This is a genomic window from Streptomyces lunalinharesii (genome assembly GCF_039532155.1).
Lineage (GTDB): Bacteria > Actinomycetota > Actinomycetes > Streptomycetales > Streptomycetaceae > Streptomyces > Streptomyces lunalinharesii.
Genome location: NZ_BAAARK010000002.1, coordinates 220,221 through 241,657, shown reverse-complemented (window position 1 = coordinate 241,657; position 21,437 = coordinate 220,221). Strand labels below are relative to the sequence as shown.

The window sequence follows — 21,437 nt, the reverse complement described above, 5'->3', positions numbered from 1 at the left end:
TCGACCGGCCGGCACGGGGGCAGGGAGGCCGCCAAAAGTGCTCGTGATCGGGATCACAAGCTCGACTTCTCGGTAAAGCCGCAGGTCAGCGCGGTAAGTTCGGCCTTCCTTGCTAGCGGAGGAAGGCAATTCGCGCATAGCTTCGAGGTGTTGGAGGGGAAAGCGCCGTCAGCGGCCCACACCTCGCAGAGCAGGGAGCAGGTCCAGACATGTCGGTCATGGAGATCATGGACGCCGCCGCGCCGACCCACGTGGCGCACCGCGACAACCACACCCACCGCGACGTCAACGGTGGCTGGCTGCGACCTGCCGTGTTCGGTGCGATGGACGGCCTGGTGTCCAACCTCGCCCTGATGACGGGCGTGGCCGGCGGCGCGGTGTCGCAGCAGACGATCGTGATCACCGGGCTGGCGGGGCTGGCGGCCGGTGCGTTCTCGATGGCGGCGGGGGAGTACACCTCGGTGGCTTCGCAGCGTGAGCTGGTGGTCGCGGAGCTGGACGCCGAGCGGACCCAGTTGCGCACGTACCCCAAGGACGAGCAGGAGGAGCTGGCGGCGCTCTACGTGTCCCGCGGGGTCGAGCCGGAACTCGCCGCGAAGGTTGCCGAGCAGCTTTCCCGCGACCCCGAGCAGGCGCTGGAGATCCACGCCCGCGAGGAATTGGGAATCGATCCGTCGGACCTTCCTTCTCCGGCAGTTGCGGCCGTTTCTTCCTTCGGATCGTTTGCACTGGGCGCCCTGCTGCCTCTTCTTCCTTATCTGTTGGGCGCCAGTGCGCTCTGGCCGGCGGTGCTCCTGGCGCTGGTCGGGCTCTTCGGTTGCGGTGCTGTGGTGGCGCGGGTGACGGCGCGTTCCTGGTTGTTCAGCGGGCTGCGGCAGTTGGCCCTGGGCGGTGCCGCGGCGGGCGTGACGTACGCCCTCGGCGCGCTGTTCGGGACGGTGGTGGGTTGACGTCCCATTCGGGTGACCGCATGATTGCCGCATTACCCAGCGGTTTCGGTTTGTTGACGACCGGGCATAAGGCCCTGGCGTCGCGGGCAATGTCGCTCGCCGAACGCCGCCGCAGAGGGCGGCTCGTTTCCGTCCGTATTCCTGAGAAATTCCGTTTCACCGCCAGTGCGGTGTCCGCATGTTGGAAGGCGTCTTCCGCTTTTTGAGAAGCGAGCCATCCTGTAACCTGCACGAAATTTCGCGGAGGGCCAACGTCGTCCCTCGGCAATGCAAATGCCACGACGACGTTGGGAGAGCCGATGCGCTACGCGTCCACGCACTCCGCGACCACCAGCAGCGCCGCCGCCGCTTGGTCGCCCATGGACGGCCGCCCCGCCCAGCAGGGCATGTACGACCCGCGCAACGAGCACGACGCCTGCGGCGTCGGCTTCGTGGCCACGCTCACCGGCGAGGCCAGCCACGCCCTGGTCGAACGGGCCCTGACCGTGCTGACGAACCTGGAGCACCGCGGTGCCACCGGCTCCGAGCCCGACTCGGGCGACGGTGCGGGCATCCTGCTCCAGGTTCCGGACGCGTTCCTTCGCGAGAACGTCACCTTCGCGCTCCCCGCGGCCGGCTCCTATGCGGTCGGCATCGCCTTCCTGCCCTCCGATGCCCACGATGCGGCCGATGCTGTCTCGCGGATCGAGACGATCGCCGGTGAGGAGGGCCTGGAGGTCCTCGGCTGGCGGGTCGTCCCGGTCGCCCCGCAGCTGCTGGGCAACGGTGCCCGCGCCACCATGCCGGCCTTCTCCCAGCTGTTCGTCGCGGACCGGAAGAGCACCGGCCTGGCGCTGGACCGCAAGGCGTTCGCGCTGCGCAAGCGCGCCGAGCGGGAGGCCGGGGTCTACTTCCCCTCGCTGTCCGCCCGCACCCTCGTCTACAAGGGCATGCTCACCACAGGTCAGCTGGAGCCCTTCTTCCCGGACCTGTCCGACCGCCGGTTCGCCACCGCCATCGCACTGGTCCACTCGCGGTTCTCCACCAACACCTTCCCGAGCTGGCCGCTCGCCCACCCGTACCGCTTCGTCGCCCACAACGGCGAGATCAACACGGTCAAGGGCAACCGCAACTGGATGCGCGCCCGCGAGTCCCAGCTGGCCAGCGCGCTCTTCGGCAACGGGGACCCCGAGAACCTCGACCGGCTCTTCCCGGTCTGCACCCCGGACGCCTCCGACTCCGCCTCCTTCGACGAGGTCCTGGAGCTGCTCCACCTCGGCGGGCGCTCGCTGCCGCACGCGGTGCTGATGATGGTCCCCGAGGCGTGGGAGAACGCCACCGCCATGGACCCGGCCCGGCGGGCCTTCTACCAGTACCACTCCACGATGATGGAGCCCTGGGACGGCCCGGCCTGCGTCACCTTCACCGACGGCGTCCAGGTCGGCGCGGTCCTGGACCGCAACGGTCTGCGCCCGGGACGCTACTGGGTCACCGACGACGGCCTGGTCGTGCTCTCCTCCGAGGTCGGCGTCCTGGACATCGACCCCGCCACGATCGTCCGCAAGGGCCGCCTCCAGCCGGGCCGGATGTTCCTCGTGGACACCGCCGAGCACCGCATCATCGAGGACGACGAGATCAAGGCGCAGCTCGCCGCCGAGCAGCCCTACCAGGAGTGGCTCGACGCCGGCCTGATCGACCTCGTCGACCTGCCCGAGCGCGAGCACATCGTGCACACCCACGCCTCGGTCACCCGCCGCCAGCAGACCTTCGGCTACACCGAGGAGGAGCTGCGGGTCATCCTCGCCCCGATGGCCAAGGCCGGCGCCGAGCCGATCGGCTCGATGGGCACCGACTCGCCGATCGCCGCGCTCTCCGAGCGCCCCCGGCTGCTCTTCGACTACTTCACCCAGCTGTTCGCGCAGGTCACCAACCCGCCGCTGGACGCCATCCGGGAGGAGCTGGTCACCTCCCTGGTCTCCTCCCTCGGCCCCCAGGGCAACCTCCTCGCGCCCGCCGCGGGGTCCTGCCGCAGCGTGACCCTGCCGTTCCCGGTCATCGACAACGACGAGCTGGCCAAGCTCGTCCACATCAACGCCGACGGCGACATGCCGGGCATGAAGGCCGTGACCCTCTCCGGCCTCTACCGGGTCTCCGGCGGCGGCGAGGCGCTGGCCGACCGCATCGAGCAGATCCGCGCGGAGGCCGACGCCGCCATCGCCGACGGCGCCCGGCTGATCGTCCTCTCCGACCGCCACTCGGACGCCGAGCACGCGCCGATCCCGTCGCTGCTGCTCACCGCCGCGGTCCACCACCACCTCATCGCCACCAAGACCCGCACCCAGGTCGGGCTGCTGGTCGAGGCCGGTGACGTCCGCGAGGTGCACCACGTCGCGCTGCTGATCGGCTTCGGCGCCGCCGCGGTCAACCCGTACCTGGCCATGGAGTCCGTCGAGGACCTGGTCCGGGCCGGCACCTTCCTGCCCGGCGTGGAGACCGACACCGCCCTGAAGAACCTCATCAAGGCGCTCGGCAAGGGCGTTTTGAAGGTGATGTCGAAGATGGGCATCTCCACCGTCGCCTCCTACCGCGGCGCGCAGGTCTTCGAGGCGATCGGCCTGGACGAGGAATTCGTCGCGCAGTACTTCCACGGCACCACCACCAAGATCGGCGGCGCCGGTCTGGACGTCATCGCCCAGGAGGTCGCGGCCCGGCACGCCAAGGCGTACCCGGCCTCCGGCATCGCCGCCACCCACCGCGCCCTGGAGATCGGCGGCGAGTACCAGTGGCGCCGCGAGGGCGAGCCGCACCTCTTCGACCCGGACACCGTCTTCCGGCTCCAGCACGCCACCCGTGCGCGCCGCTACGACATCTTCAAGCAGTACACCGAACGGGTGAATGGGCAGGCGGAGCGGCTGATGACGCTGCGCGGCCTGTTCTCCTTCGGGTCCGACCGCCAGGCCATTCCCCTGGACGAGGTCGAGCCGGCGTCCGAGATCGTCAAGCGGTTCTCGACCGGCGCGATGTCCTACGGCTCGATCTCCCGCGAGGCCCACGAGACCCTCGCCATCGCCATGAACCAGCTCGGCGCCAAGTCCAACACCGGCGAGGGCGGCGAGGACCCGGACCGCCTCTACGACCCGGCGCGCCGCTCCAGCATCAAGCAGGTGGCGTCCGGCCGGTTCGGCGTGACCTCCGAGTACCTCGTCAACGCCGACGACATCCAGATCAAGATGGCCCAGGGCGCCAAGCCCGGCGAGGGCGGCCAGCTGCCCGGCCACAAGGTCTACCCGTGGGTCGCGAAGACCCGGCACTCCACCCCGGGCGTCGGCCTGATCTCGCCGCCGCCGCACCACGACATCTACTCCATCGAGGACCTGGCCCAGCTGATCCACGACCTCAAGAACGCCAACCCGGCCGCCCGCATCCACGTGAAGCTGGTCTCCGAGGTCGGCGTCGGCACGGTCGCGGCGGGCGTCTCCAAGGCGCACGCGGACGTCGTCCTGATCTCCGGCCACGACGGCGGCACCGGCGCCTCGCCCCTGACGTCGCTGAAGCACGCCGGTGGTCCCTGGGAGCTGGGCCTGGCCGAGACCCAGCAGACGCTGCTGCTCAACGGCCTGCGCGACCGCATCGTGGTGCAGACCGACGGCCAGCTCAAGACCGGCCGCGACGTGGTCATCGCGGCCCTGCTGGGCGCCGAGGAGTTCGGCTTCGCCACCGCCCCGCTGGTGGTCTCCGGCTGCGTGATGATGCGCGTCTGCCACCTGGACACCTGTCCGGTCGGCATCGCCACCCAGAACCCGGTGCTGCGCGAGCGGTTCAGCGGCAAGGCCGAGTTCGTCGTCAACTTCTTCGAGTTCATCGCCGAGGAGGTCCGCGAACTCCTCGCCGAGCTGGGTTTCCGCACCCTGGACGAGGCCATCGGCCACGCCGAGGTCCTCGACGTGGCCCGGGCGGTGGACCACTGGAAGGCCCAGGGCCTGGACCTCGCCCCGCTGCTGCACGTCCCCGACCTGGCCGAGGGCGCGGTCCGCCACCAGATCACCGTCCAGGACCACGGCCTGGCGAAGGCGCTGGACAACGAGCTGATCAAGCTGGCCGCCGACGCGCTGGCCGCGGACACCGCCGAGGACGCCCAGCCGGTGCGCGCCCAGGTCGCGATCCGCAACATCAACCGGACCGTCGGCACCATGCTCGGCCACGAGGTCACCAAGAAGTTCGGCGGTGCGGGCCTGCCCGAGGACACCATCGACCTCACCTTCACCGGGTCGGCCGGCCAGTCGTTCGGCGCCTTCCTGCCGCGCGGCATCACCCTCCGCCTGGAGGGCGACGCCAACGACTACGTCGGCAAGGGCCTGTCCGGCGGCCGGATCGTGGTCCGCCCGGACCGCGCGGCCTCCCACCTCGCCGAGTACTCCACCATCGCCGGCAACACCCTCGCCTACGGCGCCACCGGCGGCGAGCTGTTCCTGCGCGGCCGGGTCGGCGAGCGGTTCTGCGTCCGCAACTCCGGTGCCACGGTGGTCTCCGAGGGCGTCGGCGACCACGGCTGCGAGTACATGACCGGGGGCAGCGCGGTCGTCCTGGGCGAGACCGGCCGCAACTTCGCGGCCGGCATGTCCGGCGGCTCCGCCTACGTCATCGACCTGGACCAGGCCAACGTCAACAAGGAACTCGTCGACGCGGTCGGACCGTTGGACGACGCCGACAAGCAGTGGTTGCACGACGTGGTGCGCCGCCATCAGGAGGAGACCGGCTCCACCGTGGCCGAGAAGCTCCTCGCCGATTGGGATGCCGCGGCCGCGCGCTTCAGCAAGGTCATCCCGTCGACGTACCAGGCAGTGCTCGCCGCCAAGGAAGCCGCCGAGCAGGCCGGGCTCTCCGAGTCCGAGACCCACGAGAAGATGATGGAGGCGGCGACCAATGGCTGACCCCAAGGGCTTCCTGACCCACGAGCGCGAGCACGCCGAGACCCGCCCCGTCGAGGAGCGCGTCAAGGACTGGAACGAGGTCTACCAGCCCGGCTCGCTGCTGCCGATCATCACCAAGCAGGCGTCGCGCTGCATGGACTGCGGCATCCCCTTCTGCCACAACGGCTGTCCGCTGGGCAACCTCATCCCCGAGTGGAACGACTACGCCTACCGCGAGGACTGGACCGCGGCCAGCGAGCGGCTGCACGCGACCAACAACTTCCCGGAGTTCACCGGTCGGCTGTGCCCCGCCCCCTGCGAGGCGGCCTGCGTGCTGGGCATCAACCAGCAGCCGGTCACCATCAAGAACGTCGAGGTCTCCATCATCGACCAGGCGTGGGACCGCGGTGACGTCACCCCGCAGCCGCCCGAGCGGCTCTCCGGCAAGACCGTCGCCGTCATCGGCTCGGGGCCGGCCGGTCTGGCCGCCGCCCAGCAGCTGACCCGCGCCGGCCACACGGTGGCGGTGTACGAGCGCGCGGACCGCATCGGCGGCCTGCTCCGCTACGGCATCCCCGAGTTCAAGATGGAGAAGCGGCACATCAACCGCCGCATCGAGCAGATGCGCGCGGAGGGCACCAAGTTTCGCACGGAGGTGGAGATCGGCCGCGACCTCGACGCCCGCAAGCTGCGCAAGCGGTACGACGCGGTGGTCATCGCGGCCGGCGCCACCACCTCCCGCGACCTGCCGGTGCCCGGCCGCGAGCTGAACGGCATCCACGCCGCGATGGAGTACCTGCCGCTGGCCAACAAGGTGCAGGAGGGCGACCTGACCGTCGCCCCGATCAGCGCCGAGGGCAAGCACGTGGTCGTCATCGGCGGCGGCGACACCGGCGCGGACTGCGTCGGCACCGCGCACCGCCAGGGCGCCCTGTCGGTGACCCAGCTGGAGATCATGCCCAGGCCGGGCGAGGAGCGGGCGGCGCACCAGCCCTGGCCGACCTTCCCGATGCTCTACAAGGTCACCTCCGCGCACGAGGAGGGCGGCGAGCGGATCTACTCGGTCTCCACCACCCACTTCGAGGGCGACGAGGACGGCAACGTCCAGTGGCTGCACCTGATCGAGGTGGAGTTCAAGGACGGCAAGCTGGAGCAGAAGCCCGGCACCGAGCGGAGGATCCCGGCCCAGCTGGTCACCCTCGCGATGGGCTTCACCGGCACCGACCAGAAGAACGGCCTGGTCGAGCAGTTCGGGGTGGAGCTGGACGAGCGCGGCAACGTCGCCCGCGACGCGGACTTCGCCACCAACGTCCCTGGCGTCTTCGTCGCCGGCGACGCCGGCCGCGGCCAGTCGCTGATCGTGTGGGCCATCGCCGAGGGCCGCTCCGCCGCCCGCGGCGTGGACCGCTACCTCACCGGAGCCAGCGCCCTGCCGGCCCCGATCAAGCCGACGGACCGCGCCCTGACGGCGTGAGCGTCCGTCCCCGCATGTCCCGTACAGCGTCGTACGGAGGCACGGGGACCGGGTGAGAGCCCGGCCCCCGTACGGCGGCGCCTGCCCCTCCACCCCGACCGGAGGGCAGGCGCCGCGCTGTCTTTCCGGGCCGTGCGGCCGCCCGCCGGCCCGCTCGCGCTCAGCCGTCCCGTTGGGCGGGGAAGCGCCGCCCCAACTGCCGGGCGAGTTCCCGGGCGGGCGCCGGCACGGCCGGCTGCGGGGGAGTGGCCGGCGGCCGGAAGTCGTGCACCGGCGCGCGCCAGGCCGACACGTCGACGGTGCCGTCGCCGAGCGGCAGCACCCAGCGCGGGTCCGCGTGCACCCGCAGCACCTGCGCCTCGATCTGGGTCCAGGCGCCGTCGGTCACCGTCCGCTCGCCGACCCGCCGGGCCTCCAACTGCACCGGGCAGTGGGTCAGTCGGGGCGGGCGGACGAGTTCGGAGGGCTCCGTCCACGGCGCCTCCCCGTCGGGGCCGCCGCCCGTCCCTTCCTGGGCCGCTGTCCCTTGGGGTGGCAGGTTGAAGACAACGTCGGGGCGTACCGCGAGGTTTTGCGCGGTGCGTCCGCGGGCGGGCAACCAGACGCTCGCCACGGGGCCGAGGTCCCACCGGATCTGCAGCGTGACCAGTACGAACGTCCCGTCGTCGTTCTCCGTGGACAGCAGCGCCGGCACGACCGAACTGCTCTTCTCCAGCGCGGATCTCATGGTCTTGAGGATAGAAGCCGGACGATTCGGCGCTCACCGAAGTGTTATATGTGATTACGCTCTGCACATGATTCGATGGGAAGCCGATCACGAAAGCACCGCGGAAACCCCCGATTTGGCAGCCCTCGCGGCGCTGCTCGCGGACCGGACCCGCGCCGCCATGTGCATCGCCCTGCTCGACGGCGGCACGTGGACCGCCGGCGAGCTGGCCGAGTACGCCGGGGTGGCGCCGTCCACCGCGACCGAGCACCTCAACCTCCTGGTCGCCGGCGGTCTGTTGGCCGAGGAGCGACGGGGGCGACGGCGCCACGTCAGACTGGCCGGTCCGGACACCGCCGAGACCCTGGAGAACCTCGCCGGGCTCGCCCCCTACCGCCGGGTGCGGATCCGTTCGCTGGCCGAGGCCAACCACCGCCGGGCCCTGCACCACGCGCGCACCTGCTACGACCACATCGCCGGGGCCCTCGGGGTGGCCATCGCCGAGGCGATGACCGAACGCGGCCTGCTGGTGCGGGAACACGGACTGGAGCTGACCGACGCGGGCACCGCGTGGCTGACCGCGCTGGGCATCGAGGGCGGCGGCCACTCGCCGGCCCACCGGGCGCACGTGCGCACCTGCCTCGACTGGACCTCGCGGCGCCAGCACCTCTCCGGTGCGGTCGGGGCCGCCCTCTACCGGCACGCGCTGGAGCACCGTTGGGTCATCAGGGCCCCGGCCAGCCGGATCCTCGCGGTCACCGAGGCCGGCCGGCTCGCCTTCGGGGCCCGGCTGGGGTTGCCCGACGAGGTGCTCACGCCCACGCCGGCGCCGCCGGCGCGGGACCGGACGGAGGTCAGTCCTCGCCGACCTGGGTGATCCGGTCGTCGCCGAGGCGGTGCTGGACGTCCTGGAGGAGGACGCGCAGCAGCCCGGCCAACTGCTCCTGCTGTGCGGGGGCGAGCGCCTCGATCAGTTCGGCCTCGCGGCCCAGTACGCGGTCGACGGTGGACTCGACGAGGTGGTGGCCGGCCGGGGTCAGTTCGACCAGGACGGTGCGCGGGCGGCCCTCGCCGGGGCGGCGGGTGACAAGGCCGTCGCGTTCGGCCCGGGCCACCCGTTGGGAGACCGCGCCGGCGGTGATCATGGAGCGTCGGCCCAGTTCCCGGGTGGTCAGGGTGTACGGCGGGCCGCTGCGGCGCAGCACGCTCATCAGGTCCAGGGTGGCCGGGTCCGTCCCGGCGCCGCTCAGCACCCGGCGCCGGTCGTCGCCCAGGAGCTTCGCCAGGCGCCAGATGGGCGTGACGATCCCGATGGAGGAGACCGGCGTGCCCGGGCGCTCGCGGCGCCAGGCGGCGGCGATCTCCTCCACGGGATAGCTGGCGGCGCGGGCCTCGGGGTGGTCGGCGCCGTCCTGCGTCGCGGCTTCGCTTGCCACCGGACCTCCTGGAAGTGTTATGTTCAGGTCTAAATTTAGCCCTCAACGCAGGGCGGTCGCGAGCTGTCCATTTAGACCTAAAAACTACGGACGGAGCCCAGCATATGGCACGCACCATCCTGATCACCGGCGGCGGCACCGGCATCGGCCGCGCCCTCGCCGCGCACTTCGCGGGCCACGGCGACCACGTCGTCATCACCGGCCGGCGCCCCGGCCCGCTCCGGGCGGTCGTGGACGCCGTCGCCGGGGTGAGCGCCCTGGTCTGCGACCACACCGACCCCGCGGCGCTGCTCCGGCTCGCCGCTGACCTGCCCGAACGCCTCGACGTCCTGGTCAACAACGCCGGCGGGCAGACCGACTTCGACGCCGACGGCGGCACCGACCTGGCCTCCTACGCCCGGGACTTCCGCGCCAACCTCGACGCCAACCTGTTGAGCGCCGCGCTGACCACCCGGGCCCTCCAGGACCGGCTGGCGGACGGCGGAGCGGTCGTCCACCTCGGGTCCATCGCCGCCGACCAGGGCTCCGGCTCCTACGGGGCGGCAAAGGCCGCACTGGCCTCCTGGAACGTCGAACTCGCCCGGCTGCTCGGCCCGCGCGGGATCACCGCCAACGTGGTCGCGCCCGGCTACATCGCCGGCACCGAGTTCTTCCGGGACAAGCTCGCCGACGCGCGCCGGGAGCGGCTGGTCGCGGACACCGTCACCGGCCGCCCCGGCTCCGTGGACGACGTCACCGGCGCGGTGGCGTTCCTGGCGTCGCCGGCGGCCCGGCACGTCACCGGCCAGGTGCTGAACGTCAACGGGGGTGCCCACACCACCCGTTGACGCCGCGCCCCGCCGCTCAGCCGGCGTCGCCGGCCACCAGGCGGGCCGGGAAGCCGCCGGTCGCGATCGGGCCCCAGCGCCGGGGCGTGACCCGGATCAGGGACTTGCCCTGCTTGCGCATCGCCGCCCGGTACTCGTCCCAGTCCGGGTGCTCGCCGGCGATGTTGCGGTAGTACTCGACCAGCGGCTCCAGGGAGTCCGGGGAGTCGACCACCTCGGCCTCGCCGTCGACCTGCACCCACGGGCCGGTCCACTCGTCGGACAGCACGAGCACGCTGACCGACGCGACCCGGCGGACGTTGCGGACCTTGGCCCGCTCCGGGTACGTCGACATCACCAGCCGACCGGAGTCGTCCACCCCGCAGGTCAGCGGCGAACCCTGCGGGGTGCCGTCGGCGCGACGGGTGAGCAGGATCGCGCGGTGCCGCGGGCGGACGAACTCCAGCAGCTCGGACAGGTCGACTCGGGTGGTGGTGGCGATGGAAGGGCTCATGCCCGCGAGCCTAGGGCGTCCGGTGCGCTCCGGGGTGAACCCACACGGCTCCCGCCGCCCGGGTCGCCGCGGCCCGGCGGCCAGTTCAGCCCTTCAGCAGTTGCTTGCCGGTGGCCGCGTCCACCACCTTGCGGCCGGCCAGCGGGCCGTCCAGCCGCACCTTCGTCTTGTCGGTGGCCAACTGCTCGGTGCACATTCCCTCGGGGTTCTTCTTCTTGCCCCATCCGGACACCACGACCAACTCCCTGGACTCCAGGACGCGGGCGCCGTAGCCGGCGTCGCAGGCGCTGTGGCCGACGGTCACCGTGAGCTCCTCGGCGTTTGGGCTCGTGGGGTGGTCGGCGCCGGCCAGTGGGAGCAACGCCTCCTGCCGGCCGGTCACCGGGGCGACCTTCGGCCAGTCCCGCACTATCTGCGCGGCCCGCGTCGCGAAGGCGTCCTTGGCGCGCGGCGGCGGTGCGGTGCCCACGGTCTGGGTGTCCTTGCCGCAGCCGGTGAGCGCGACGGCGCCGGCCGATGCGAGGGCGACGACCAGGGCGGTCACCCGGGTGCGTGGGCGGGCGGGGTGGACGGGGTGCTGCATGACGTGCCTCCTCGGATCGGTCGCGGATGGGACGTGTCAGGAGCACGACGGGTTCCGCCGGATGGCCGACCGGTCCGGACCGCCGTCGTCCGCTTGCGCCGTCCGCTCAATCCGCCCACGGCGCAAACCACCGCGTCCGGGACCCGCCGACACTTAGCGTTCCGCCCATGGACACCCTTCAGCAGCTCGCCCCGCACGTCTGGCAACTGCTCTTCCCCGTGGGCCACGTGTACCTCGTCGCGCTGCCCGACGACGGCTACGCCGCGGTCGACACCGGACTGCCCGGCTCGGCCCCCGCGATCCTCGACGCGGTGACCCGGCTCGGCGGCCGCCCCGGGGCGTTGCGCCAAATAGTGCTCACCCACTGCCACGTGGACCACATGGGCTCCGCCGCCGACCTCGTGGCCGCGACCGGGGCCCGGGTCCTGGCCGGTGCGCCGGAGGTCCCGTACGTCGACGGCACCCGGCCCGAGCCGCAGCCCGACCTCACCCCCGTCGAACGGGTCCTGCACGAGCAGGTGCTGGCCGGCATGGCCGCCGAAGGGGTCCCGCCGCTGCGCCGCACCGGGGTCGACGTCGCGCTCCGCGACGGGGACGTCCTCGACGGCTGGCCGGAGCCCGCCCGGGTGCTGCATGTCCCCGGCCACACCCCCGGCAGCATCGCCCTGCACCTCCCCGGGAGCCGGGTGCTCCTCCCCGGCGACACCATCGCCACCGATCCCGACGGCACCCGGGTCCTGCTCGGGCCCTTCAACGTCGACCGCGCCCGGGCCGTCGCCTCCTTCCGCCGGCTGGCCGCCCTCGAAGAGGTCGACACCGTCTGCGTGCCGCACGGCGTGCCGATCCGCGCCGACGGTCACGCGGCGCTGGCGGCGGCGACACCGGAGGCGGATTGGTGGTGAGGGGCGGGACGCATGCCCCCAAGTGCCTTGCGCAAAGGGTGAGGTGACGTGACGTCAGCCGGATGCGCGGGGCACGACGCGGAAGGTCCCCAGTCGGTGGGTGGCCGGCGGCGTCGACGGGGCCCGGACGAGGGTGTCGACCAGGTGGGCGAGCCGGTCCGGGGCGATGGCCTCGGTGCGGACGCTGGTCAGTCGGGGGCGCAGCAGCCGGGCCAGCAGCAGGTCGTCCGCGCCGACCACCGCGATCCGCCCCGGACCGGTCCCGATCGCGTGGCCGGCGTCCTGGAGGGCGCGCATCAGGAGCATCGCGTACGCGTCGTTGTAGGCGAAGACCGCGTCCAGGCCGAGCGCCGGCCACCGGGCGACGAGCCGGGCGGCGGACTCCTCGGTGAGCGCCAGGTCCAGGGGGTGCACCGCGGCGTCGGGGTGGCCGGCGGCCGCCGCCCGCACACCGGCCAGCCGCGGATCGGCCGACGCGGCCAGGCCCGGTTCGGCCGGCAGCACCACGCCGATCCGGCGGCGGCCCGCGGCCAGCAGGTGCGCCCCGGCCCGGCGGCCGGCCTCGGACTGGTCCAGCAGGAGGGCGTGGGCGCCCGGTGGTGCCTGCGGGCCCGGGGTGAGCACCGCCGCGGTGCCGGCCCGCTTGAGCAGGTCCACGGCGGACGCGTCCAACGGCGGGTCGTGCAGGGTCAGTACGGCGGCGGGGCGGAGTTCGGCCCAGGCGCGGGCGGCGTCCAGCGGGGCGTCGGCGGGGGCGCCGTGCAGCACGCCGGTGTAGCCGAGGCGGTGCAGTGCGCTCTGGAATCCGGCCAGGAAGTCGGCGAACAGCGGGCCGAAGACGGGCGCGGTGTCCGCCGGTGCGGCCAGCAGTACGATCCGGCCCCGCCCGGCCCGCAGGCTGCGCGCGGCCGCGTGCGGGACGTACCCCAACTCCTCGGCGGCGGCCCGCACCCGGGCCTGGGCGCCGGCCCCGACGCGCCCGGCGGCCTGGCCGTTGAACACGTACGAGACGGTCGCGCGCGAGACCCCGGCGCGGCGGGCAACGGCCGCGCTGGTCGGGGGGGTTGGCACGGCCTCGTGGCCGGTGGGATCGGTCATGCTGGTGGGCATCCTCGCACAGGGGGTGCCGGGTGCCGGGGTGCGGCGCCGCTTACGCCTACCCGACGACTTACACGTGTAACTTCGCTCGTGCGGCCGTGCCGGACGGCCCCTGCGGGCCTCGCGCGCGGCGCACCGGCGCCCGGAAGCGGGCGGGAGACGAGCGGGAGAGAGGCACGGATGCAGCTGCACACCCACGAGTGGGGCGACGGCGACCGGACCGCGGTGCTGATCCACGGGATCATGTCCGACCACCGCACCTGGCACCGGGTCGGGCCGGCCCTCGCCGACCGCGGTTACCGCGTCATCGGCGTCGACCTGCGCGGCCACGGCCGCAGTCCGCGCGGCGACTACGGCGCCGAGCTCTTCGCCGACGACCTGGTGGACACCCTGCCGGTCGGTGCCGACGTCGTCCTCGGGCACTCGCTGGGTGGGCTCGCGCTGTCCCTGGCGGTCGAGCGGCTGCGGCCGCGGCGTGCGGTCTACTGCGACCCGGCGTGGTCGTTGGCCGGCGTGGGCCAGGCCGTCGACCCGGCGGTGTTCGTGACGTTCAAGAACGCCGACGCGTCCCGGGTGCGCGCCTTCAACCCGCGCTGGGACGACACCGACGTCGCGGTCGAGCTGGCCACCATCGCGGACTGGGACACCGCAACGGCGCTGGCGCTCTCCGGTGGCCACCTCCAGGACCGGACGCCGGAGCGGCCGTTGGTGCCGTCGTTGGTGCAGATCGCGGGGGAGGGGTTCCTCTTCACGCGGGAGGCGGGCAAGGAGCTGGCCCGGCGCGGCTTCGAGGTGCGCACGGTGCAGGGCGCCGGGCACACCATCCACCGCGACGACTTCGACGGCTTCCTGGCCGGGCTGGAGGGGTGGATCTGACCCGGTCGGGCCGGCGGGGCCGTCCCCGGCGGCCCGTGGGGTGATGCCCCGTCAGGTGTCGCAGTCCAGCAGGGTCTTGCACAGGCCGCAGCGGGCCTGGAGGCGTCCGCGGACCGGGACGCGGATCCGCTGGCAGCAGACCGGGCAGGGGAAGGACACCCGCAGGGGCGTGTCGGTGCCGGGGGCGGACGCGAAGGCGTAGCCGCCGCCGGGGCCGGCGTCGGGCGCGGTGCGGTGCGCGGCCCCGGCGGCGCGGCGGTCCTTGGCGTAGCGGAGCCGGGCGGCCCAGCCGGCGCCGGCGAGCGGCGGTCGGCGGGCGTCCTGTTCGGCCCGCGCCCGCCCGGCGGTGTACGCGTCGTACGCCTGCGGGCTGGTGAACCACGGCGACGGGTCCTCGTCGAAGAAGGCGGCGCGCTTGGCCAGCACGTAGCCGAACTCCTCGGGCGTCAGGTAGCCGAGCTTCTGCGAGAACGGGCCGTGTTCGCGGTACGCGTCCAGCAGGAGCCAGCCGGCGCCGAGGTAGGTGGCGGCGGTGTCGGTGAGGATCTCGTTGTCGCGGGTGCCGGGGAAGGACAGGTCCAGTCGGTGCAGCCAGACGTGGGTCACCTCGTGGGCGAGGGCGGCGCCGATGTCCTTGCGGTGCCGTCGGAAGCGGTCGTTGAGCTCGATGAAGTACTCCGGTCCGGCGGCCGGTTCCACGGTCGCGGCGTGCTCCATCTCGCGGAAGGTGAGCACGATCCGGGCGTCCGGCAGGTGCAGTTGGCGGACCATGGCGCGGGCCACCCGCTGCGCGCCCAGGTGGAGGTCCTCGTCGTCGTCGAAGGCGACGTCCACCGGCGGCACGCTGGTGGGGAAGGTGCGCACGGTGTCGTGGGACAGGCGCCGGAAGAGCGCCGTGAGGGCCGCGCGGACCGTGTCGAGGTGGGGGAAGCCGTGTGCGATCGCGCCGCCGCCGGTGGTCATCCGGACACTGTACGACCGGGGCGGTCCAGGGCGGTACCAGGGTGTACGGGGCGTATGGGGTAAGGGAGTTGGCCGGATGTTGACCCTTGTCACTCTGTTCCCGAACTCCACATAATCACAGGGCGCTTTACGGGTTCATTGCCCAGACGCCCGGAGGCTTTGCGGTGTGCTGCCGCCGCCCGCGCGGATTTTGCGGTGGCCGTACCCGGCGCCGGGTTTGGCATGAGCCTGTCATGACGCTTTCGACCCCCCACGAAAGGAAAGCCCGTGCGCAGCTCCCTGAAGCACCTGAAGAGAGCCACCGCCGCCGGCGCGATCGCCGTCGCCGCGTTCAGCCTCCAGCCCGCCGCGGCGCAGGCCGCCCCGGCCCCCGACCCCGGCGGCTCCGTGCACTCCCACGTCGTCGGCGGCACCCGCGCCGACCAGGGCGAGTTCCCCTTCATGGTCCGGCTGTCGATGGGCTGCGGCGGCGCCCTCTACACCAAGGACATCGTGCTCACCGCCGCGCACTGCGTCGACGGCAGCGGACCCGACACCTCCATCACCGCCACCGGCGGCGTGGTCGACCTGGAGGACTCGGCGGCCGTCACGGTCAACTCCACCCAGGTCCTCCAGGCCCCCGGCTACAACGGCAAGGGCAAGGACTGGGCCCTGATCAAGCTCGCCAAGCCCATCGACCAGCCCACCTTGAAGATCGCCGAGAACGACGCCTACAACAAGGGCGACTTCACCATCGCCGGCTGGGGCGCCGACAAGGAGGGCGGCGACCAGCAGCGCTACCTCCTCAAGGCGTCCGTCCCGTTCATCGACGACGCCACCTGCCAGAAGGCGTACGGCGACTCCCTGACGCCCGGCGACGAGATATGCGCCGGCAAGCTCGACACCGGCGGCGTCGACACCTGCCAGGGCGACTCCGGCGGCCCGATGTTCCGCAAGGACGACGCCGGCGCGTGGATCCAGGTCGGCATCGTCTCCTGGGGCGAGGGCTGCGCCCGGCCCGGCAAGCCCGGCGTCTACAGCGAGGTGAGCACCTTCGCGGCGGACATCAAGAAGGCCGCCGCCGAACTCGGCTGACCGGCCGACCCCAGACGGCCGGGGCCCGGCCACCCCCCGGGCCCCGGCCCGTTCCGCCATCCGCCGCCGTGGCTTGCGGGCCCCGGGCGCCCCGGGTGCGATGGAGCCATGCCGATCAGCGTGGTCATCGCCGACGACCAGGAGATGGTCCGGACGGGCTTCCGGATGATCCTGGAGAGCCAGCCCGACATCGAGGTCCTGGACGACGTCACCGACGGCGCCGCCGCCCTGGAGGCCGTCGAGCGGCTCCAGCCCGACGTGCTGCTGCTCGACATCCGGATGCCGGAGCTGGACGGCCTGGAGGTCACCCGCCGGCTCGCCGAGCGCGCCGCCGACCACCCCGAGTTCCACGACCGCCCCAGGATCGTCATCGTCACCACCTTCGACCTGGACGAGTACGTGCACGCCGCACTACAAGGCGGCGCCTGCGGCTTCCTCCTGAAGGACGCCAGCCCCGCGCTGCTCGTCGAGGGGGTCCGCGCCGCGGCCGCCGGCGACGCCCTGGTCTCACCCGCCATCACCCTGCGGCTGCTGCGCACCATGGCCCCCACCGCGGGCCGCGCCACCGCCCGCACGCCCGGCGAACCGCTCACCGAACGCGAGGAACAGGTCGTCCGCGCCCTGGCCACCGGCCGCACCAACGCCGAGATCGCCGACGAACTCTTCGTCTCGCTCTCCACGGTCAAGACGCACCTGGCCAACGTGCAGGCCAAACTCGCCGTCCGCAACCGCGTCGAGATCGCCGCCTGGGCCTGGGAGACCGGGCTGGCCGGCGGCGGATGAGCCCGCTGACCGGGTGGGCCCGCGCCCACCCCGGCAAGGCCGCCGCCGCCAAGACCGGCCTCGCCGCGGTCCTGCTCTTCCTCGTCGGCGTCGAGTCGGTCGTGCTCACCCAGCAGCCCACCCGGCCGCACGCCATCGTCGTCGCCGCCGCCGTCGTGGTCTGCCTGTGCGCCGTGCCGTACCAGCGGATCCCGCTGACCCTGCGGGCCCGGATCGCCGTCGCGGTCTCGCTCACCGCCTCCGCCGTGCTGATCGCCGGCCAGCACGCCCTGCGGGTCTGGGGCCTGGGCGAGGGCATCGCCCTGCTGGTCCTGCTCACCGCCGTGGTGCGGCGGGCCCCCGGACGCACCGCCGCCGTCCTCGGCCCGCTGCTCGGCCTGTCCTGCGTCCTGGCGCCCATGCGGGACATCCGGATGGGCGTCTTCACCGTCGTCTACGGCGTGCTGACCGTCGTCGTCACCGCCTACTCGCTGATCCTGCGCTGGCAGGACGCCGGGCGGCTGCGCGACCTGGCAGCGGTGCGGGACGCCGAACGCCTCGAACTGGCCAGGGAACTCCACGACCTCGTCGCCCACCACGTCACCGGCATCGTCGTGCAGGCCCGGGCGGCCCGCTTCACCGCCCTCGACGGCCCGCGGGCCGGCGCCGCCTTCGCCCGGATCGAGACCTCCGGCGGCGAGGCGCTCGGCGCCATGCGCCGGCTGGTGCGGGTGCTGCGCGAGGGCGAGGCCCGCACCGCCCCGGTCGCCGGCCTCGCCGAGGTCCGCGCGCTGGCCGAGGCGTTCACCCGCACCGGGCCGCCGGTCACCCTGGACCTCGAACCCGGCCTGGACCGCACCCTGCGCCCCGAAGTGGCCGCCGCCGTCCACCGCATCGTCCGCGAGGCGCTCACCAACGTCCGCAAGCACGCCGCCGACGCCACCGCGGTCCGCATCACCGTGCACACCGTCCCCCGCGGCACCGAACTGCGCATCGCCAACGACGGCGGCACACCGGCCCGCCTGGCCGAGGCGGCCCGCGGCGGCGGCTTCGGGCTGGCCGGCCTCACCGAGCGCGCCGAGGTGCTGGGCGGCACGCTCACCGCCGGCCCGGCACCCGAAGGCGGCTGGGAGGTCACCGCGGTCCTGCCCGCGAGCGACCCGGCCGGCGACTGACCCCGCGCCCCGGCCACATCTGTCCAACACCTCCGGCCCCTAAGTCCATGGGCCCGCGCCCCGCCCGCCGCGCACGCTGTCCGCCGACAGGCCGCACCGCCACCGAGGAGGACGCGCGTGAGCGCACAGCCAGGGCCCAGCCGCAGACAACTCGTCGCCGCCACCGCACTCGCCGGCGTCGCCACCGCCCTCCCGCTCGGCACCCGCACCGCGGCCGCCGCGCCCCGCGCCGGAGAAACGGTCCTGCGCTCCACCGCGCTGGACGTCCGCGTCGACCCGGCCTTCCCCCGCGTCCTCAGCTACACCGACCGCGCCACCGGTGCCGTCCTGCACGGCCAGGAAACCCCCGTCACCCAGCTCCTCGTCGACGGCACCGCGCACACCCCCCGCGTCACCCACCGGGCCCGCACCGACCGCGCCGCCTACACCCTCGCCCTCGACGGCGGCACCACCCTCGACGTCGAGATCGCCGTCGAGGGCTGGCAGGTCACCTGGCGCGTCACCGCCGTCCACGACACCCCCGCCCTGCGCATCGGCACCCTCCAGATCCCCGACCTCGCGCTGCTCACCGTCCGCAGCGACCAACCCGGCGCCCACCTCCTCGCCGCCCGCCTCCAACTCGACAAGGCCACCAGCGGCGACACCCTGATCGAGGTCACCGCGGACACCCCCGCCGACGCCGCCCCCACCGGCTGCGCCTACGCCGTCGTCGCCACCGACCAGCTCGCCGCAGCCATCGAGACCAACACCGTCTACGACACCCCCACCGGCGCCACCACGTGGGAGAACGGCCGCCTCTGGCGCCGGACCCGGCACCGCGACGGCCGCGTCGAGGCCCAACTCACCCCCGGCCAGTGGACCCACCGCGCCGCCGGCCAACCCACCGACGCCACCGAGCCCCTGCCGTACGCCACCGTCGTCCTCACCCGCGACCGCAACGGCGACGGCCGCACCGATTGGCAGGACGCCGCCCTCGCGCTGCGCGACGTCATGGTCGAGCCGCTCGGCGCCGACACCCAGCACCTGCGCGTCGTCCCGCACATCCCCTTCAACTTCGCCAGCCAGGCCACCAACCCGTTCCTCGCCACCCTCGACGACGTCAAGCGGATCGCGCTGGCCACCGACGGCCTGCGCCAGTTCACGCTGCTGAAGGGCTACCAGTCCGAAGGCCACGACTCCGCCCACCCCGACTACGGCGGCAACTACAACGAGCGCGCCGGCGGCCTGGCGGACCTCAACACCCTGCTGCGGGCCGGGAGGAAGTGGTCCAGCGACTTCGCCGTCCACGTCAACGCCACCGAGTCCTACCCCGTCGCGCACGCCTTCTCCGAGACCCTGGTCGACAAGGACGACAAGCAGTGGGACTGGCTCGACCAGTCCTACCGCATCGACGCCCGCCGCGACCTGACCGCGGGCACCATCGCGGCCCGCTTCGCCCAGCTCCGCCGCGAGACCGACGCCGCCCTGAACACCGTCTACCTCGACGTCTTCCGCGAATCCGGCTGGAACTCCGACCGGCTCCAACGCCACCTGCGCGACCAGGGCTGGCAGGTCGCCACCGAATGGGGCCACGGCCTGGAACGCTCCGCCCTGTGGTCCCACTGGGCCAACGAGACCGACTACGGCCCCGACACCTCCCGCGGCATCAACTCCCGGCTCGTCCGCTTCCTGCGCAACCACCAAAAGGACGTCTTCGCCGACAAGTGGCCCACCCTCCTCGGCGCCCCCCGGATGGGCAACTTCGAGGGCTGGACCGGCAAGAACGACTGGCACGCCTTCCAGGCCGTCGTCTGGAACGACGCCCTGCCCGCCAAGTACCTCCAGGCGTACCCCATCCGCACCTGGACCGACCACGAGATCACCTTCGAAGGCCCGACCCGCACCGTGGTCACCGACGCCGACGGGGTCCGCAGGATCACCACCGACGGCCGTCCGGTCTACGACGGCGGCCGCTACCTCCTGCCCTGGGAACCCCGCCGCGCCACCGACCCCGACAAGCTCTACCACTACAACCCCCAGGGCGGGCAGAGCAGTTGGCAGCTGCCGCGCGGCTGGTCCGGCGCGTCCGCGGTGCACGCCTACCGGCTCACCGACCAGGGCCGCGCCGACGCGACGCGGATCCCCGTCACCGCCGGCCGGATCACCCTCACCGCCCGCCCCGGCACCGCCTACGTCGTCTACCGCACCGAGGCGCCCGCCCAGCCCGCTCCCCACTGGGGGGAGGGCACGCCCCTGGTCGACCCCGGATTCCACGCCGGTGACCTGACCGCCTGGGAGACCACCGGGCCGGCCGCCGTCCGGCCCAACGACCGCGGCGACCACGAACTCGTCATCGCCGCCGGCGCCGCCGCCACCGTCGCCCAGCGGCTGGCCCGGCTCGCCCCCGGCGACTACGCCGCCTCGGTCCAGGTCGAGGTCGGCGCCACGGCGGGGGAGCGGCGGCGCGCCGCCCTCACGGTCCGCACCGCGGACGGCGTCACCGCCACCAACTGGACCGAGACCTCCACCGCCGGCAACCACGTCGCCGCCGACCGCAAGACCGGCACCCGCTTCCAGCGCATGACCACCCGCTTCACCGTCCCCGACGGCGGCGGCCCGGTCACCCTCACCCTCGGCGCCGCCGCCGGCGCGGCCCGGGTGCGCTTCGACAACGTCCGCGTCGTGCCCGCGCCCCGCACCGCCCGCCCGGGCACCCTGGTCTTCGAGGACTTCGAGCACGTCCCGCAGGGCTGGGGCCCCTTCGTCAAGGGCGACGCCGGCGGCTCCACCGACCCCCGCACCCACCTCGCCCAACGCCACGCGCGGTACACCCAGCGCGGCTGGAACGGCAAGGCGATCGACGACGTCGTCGACGGCGGCCAGTCCCTCAAGTCGCGCGGCGAGAACACCGGTCTCGTCTACCGCACCGTCCCGCACACCGCCCGCTTCGTCCCCGGCCGCCGCTACCGCGTCACCCTGCGCTACGAGAACGAGCAGGCCGGCCAGTACGCCTGGATCACCGCCGTCGACGAGCCGGCGGCCCGCGAACTCGCCCGCCAACCGCTGCCCGTGGCCGTCCAACCCACCACCCTCAGCTACGAGTTCACCGCACCCGAACGCGGCGAAGCCTGGGTCGGGCTGCGCAAGACCGGCACCGACGGCACCGCCGAATGCGTCCTCGACGCCTTCCAGGTCACCGAGGTGTGAGGTGCCGGCGGGCCGGGGCGGCGCACGCCCCGGCCCGCCCGCC

At 73.3% G+C, this 21,437-nt stretch carries 17 protein-coding genes; 11 read left to right on the top strand and 6 right to left on the bottom strand.

The annotated features are described in order from the left end of the window. Window positions 1-218 precede the first annotated feature (218 nt). The 3 genes from ABD385_RS05070 to ABD385_RS05060 all read left to right on the top strand — a co-directional run bounded on the left by ABD385_RS05070 (window position 219) and on the right by ABD385_RS05060 (window position 7,313). Window positions 219-950: a VIT1/CCC1 transporter family protein gene (locus ABD385_RS05070; protein ID WP_344573945.1), complete on the top strand. Its 732-nt coding sequence runs from the start codon at window positions 219-221 to the stop codon at window positions 948-950. Between the two features lie 299 nt (window positions 951-1,249). Then, window positions 1,250-5,860 (top strand): glutamate synthase large subunit, encoded by a 4,611-nt coding sequence (gene gltB, locus ABD385_RS05065; RefSeq protein ID WP_344573732.1) that lies wholly within the window; start codon window positions 1,250-1,252, stop codon window positions 5,858-5,860. Next, window positions 5,853-7,313: a glutamate synthase subunit beta gene (locus tag ABD385_RS05060; RefSeq protein ID WP_344573731.1), complete on the top strand. Its 1,461-nt coding sequence runs from the start codon at window positions 5,853-5,855 to the stop codon at window positions 7,311-7,313. Before gltB ends, ABD385_RS05060 begins: the two co-directional genes overlap by 8 nt. 160 nt (window positions 7,314-7,473) lie before the next feature. Here the strand turns inward: ABD385_RS05060 and ABD385_RS05055 are convergent, their stop codons facing one another. Further along, a complete protein-coding gene (locus tag ABD385_RS05055; protein ID WP_344573730.1) occupies window positions 7,474-8,040 on the bottom strand; it encodes a hypothetical protein in 567 nt (188 codons plus the stop codon). A gap of 67 nt (window positions 8,041-8,107) precedes the next feature. Here ABD385_RS05055 and ABD385_RS05050 point away from each other — a divergent pair, with 67 nt between their 5' ends. Next, the gene (locus ABD385_RS05050) at window positions 8,108-8,896 is read left to right on the top strand and encodes a winged helix-turn-helix domain-containing protein (protein WP_344573729.1); all 789 of its coding nucleotides are present in this window, start codon (window positions 8,108-8,110) and stop codon (window positions 8,894-8,896) included. On the opposite strand, the gene ABD385_RS05045 is transcribed toward ABD385_RS05050, so the two are convergent. Further along, on the bottom strand, window positions 8,874-9,455 hold the full coding sequence (locus tag ABD385_RS05045) for a MarR family winged helix-turn-helix transcriptional regulator (protein WP_344573728.1): 582 nt from the start codon (window positions 9,453-9,455) through the stop codon (window positions 8,874-8,876). The genes ABD385_RS05050 and ABD385_RS05045 overlap by 23 nt on opposite strands. 104 nt (window positions 9,456-9,559) lie before the next feature. Between ABD385_RS05045 and ABD385_RS05040 the strand changes: the two genes are divergently transcribed. Continuing rightward, window positions 9,560-10,282, top strand: a complete 723-nt coding sequence (locus ABD385_RS05040) for an SDR family NAD(P)-dependent oxidoreductase (protein ID WP_344573727.1) — start codon at window positions 9,560-9,562, stop codon at window positions 10,280-10,282. Between the two features lie 16 nt (window positions 10,283-10,298). On the opposite strand, the gene ABD385_RS05035 is transcribed toward ABD385_RS05040, so the two are convergent. Both ABD385_RS05035 and ABD385_RS05030 read right to left on the bottom strand, forming a co-directional pair. Continuing rightward, window positions 10,299-10,775 carry a PPOX class F420-dependent oxidoreductase gene (locus ABD385_RS05035; protein ID WP_344573726.1) on the bottom strand — a complete coding sequence of 159 codons (477 nt, stop codon included), beginning with the start codon at window positions 10,773-10,775 and terminating at the stop codon, window positions 10,299-10,301. 85 nt (window positions 10,776-10,860) lie between these two features. After that, on the bottom strand, window positions 10,861-11,358 hold the full coding sequence (locus ABD385_RS05030; RefSeq protein ID WP_344573725.1) for a hypothetical protein: 498 nt from the start codon (window positions 11,356-11,358) through the stop codon (window positions 10,861-10,863). Window positions 11,359-11,525: 167 nt separating this feature from the next. Here ABD385_RS05030 and ABD385_RS05025 point away from each other — a divergent pair, with 167 nt between their 5' ends. Further along, the gene (locus ABD385_RS05025; RefSeq protein ID WP_344573723.1) at window positions 11,526-12,260 is read left to right on the top strand and encodes an MBL fold metallo-hydrolase; all 735 of its coding nucleotides are present in this window, start codon (window positions 11,526-11,528) and stop codon (window positions 12,258-12,260) included. Between the two features lie 54 nt (window positions 12,261-12,314). Here the strand turns inward: ABD385_RS05025 and ABD385_RS05020 are convergent, their stop codons facing one another. Next, window positions 12,315-13,358 carry a LacI family DNA-binding transcriptional regulator gene (locus ABD385_RS05020; RefSeq protein ID WP_344573722.1) on the bottom strand — a complete coding sequence of 348 codons (1,044 nt, stop codon included), beginning with the start codon at window positions 13,356-13,358 and terminating at the stop codon, window positions 12,315-12,317. A 180-nt stretch (window positions 13,359-13,538) separates the two neighbouring features. Between ABD385_RS05020 and ABD385_RS05015 the strand changes: the two genes are divergently transcribed. Next, window positions 13,539-14,234, top strand: a complete 696-nt coding sequence (locus ABD385_RS05015) for an alpha/beta fold hydrolase (RefSeq protein WP_344573721.1) — start codon at window positions 13,539-13,541, stop codon at window positions 14,232-14,234. Window positions 14,235-14,285: 51 nt separating this feature from the next. Here ABD385_RS05015 and ABD385_RS05010 read toward each other — a convergent pair whose 3' ends face one another. Next, entirely contained in the window at window positions 14,286-15,197 is a 912-nt protein-coding gene (locus ABD385_RS05010; RefSeq protein WP_344573720.1) for a hypothetical protein, read from the bottom strand. A gap of 267 nt (window positions 15,198-15,464) precedes the next feature. Between ABD385_RS05010 and ABD385_RS05005 the strand changes: the two genes are divergently transcribed. From ABD385_RS05005 to ABD385_RS04990, 4 genes are all read left to right on the top strand, one after another. Further along, the gene (locus ABD385_RS05005) at window positions 15,465-16,271 is read left to right on the top strand and encodes a S1 family peptidase (RefSeq protein WP_344573719.1); all 807 of its coding nucleotides are present in this window, start codon (window positions 15,465-15,467) and stop codon (window positions 16,269-16,271) included. Between the two features lie 108 nt (window positions 16,272-16,379). After that, entirely contained in the window at window positions 16,380-17,054 is a 675-nt protein-coding gene (locus tag ABD385_RS05000) for a response regulator (RefSeq protein ID WP_344573718.1), read from the top strand. Between the two features lie 5 nt (window positions 17,055-17,059). Further along, on the top strand, window positions 17,060-18,208 hold the full coding sequence (locus tag ABD385_RS04995) for a sensor histidine kinase (protein WP_344573944.1): 1,149 nt from the start codon (window positions 17,060-17,062) through the stop codon (window positions 18,206-18,208). 117 nt (window positions 18,209-18,325) lie between these two features. After that, window positions 18,326-21,394: an endo-alpha-N-acetylgalactosaminidase family protein gene (locus ABD385_RS04990; protein WP_344573717.1), complete on the top strand. Its 3,069-nt coding sequence runs from the start codon at window positions 18,326-18,328 to the stop codon at window positions 21,392-21,394. Window positions 21,395-21,437 lie beyond the last annotated feature (43 nt).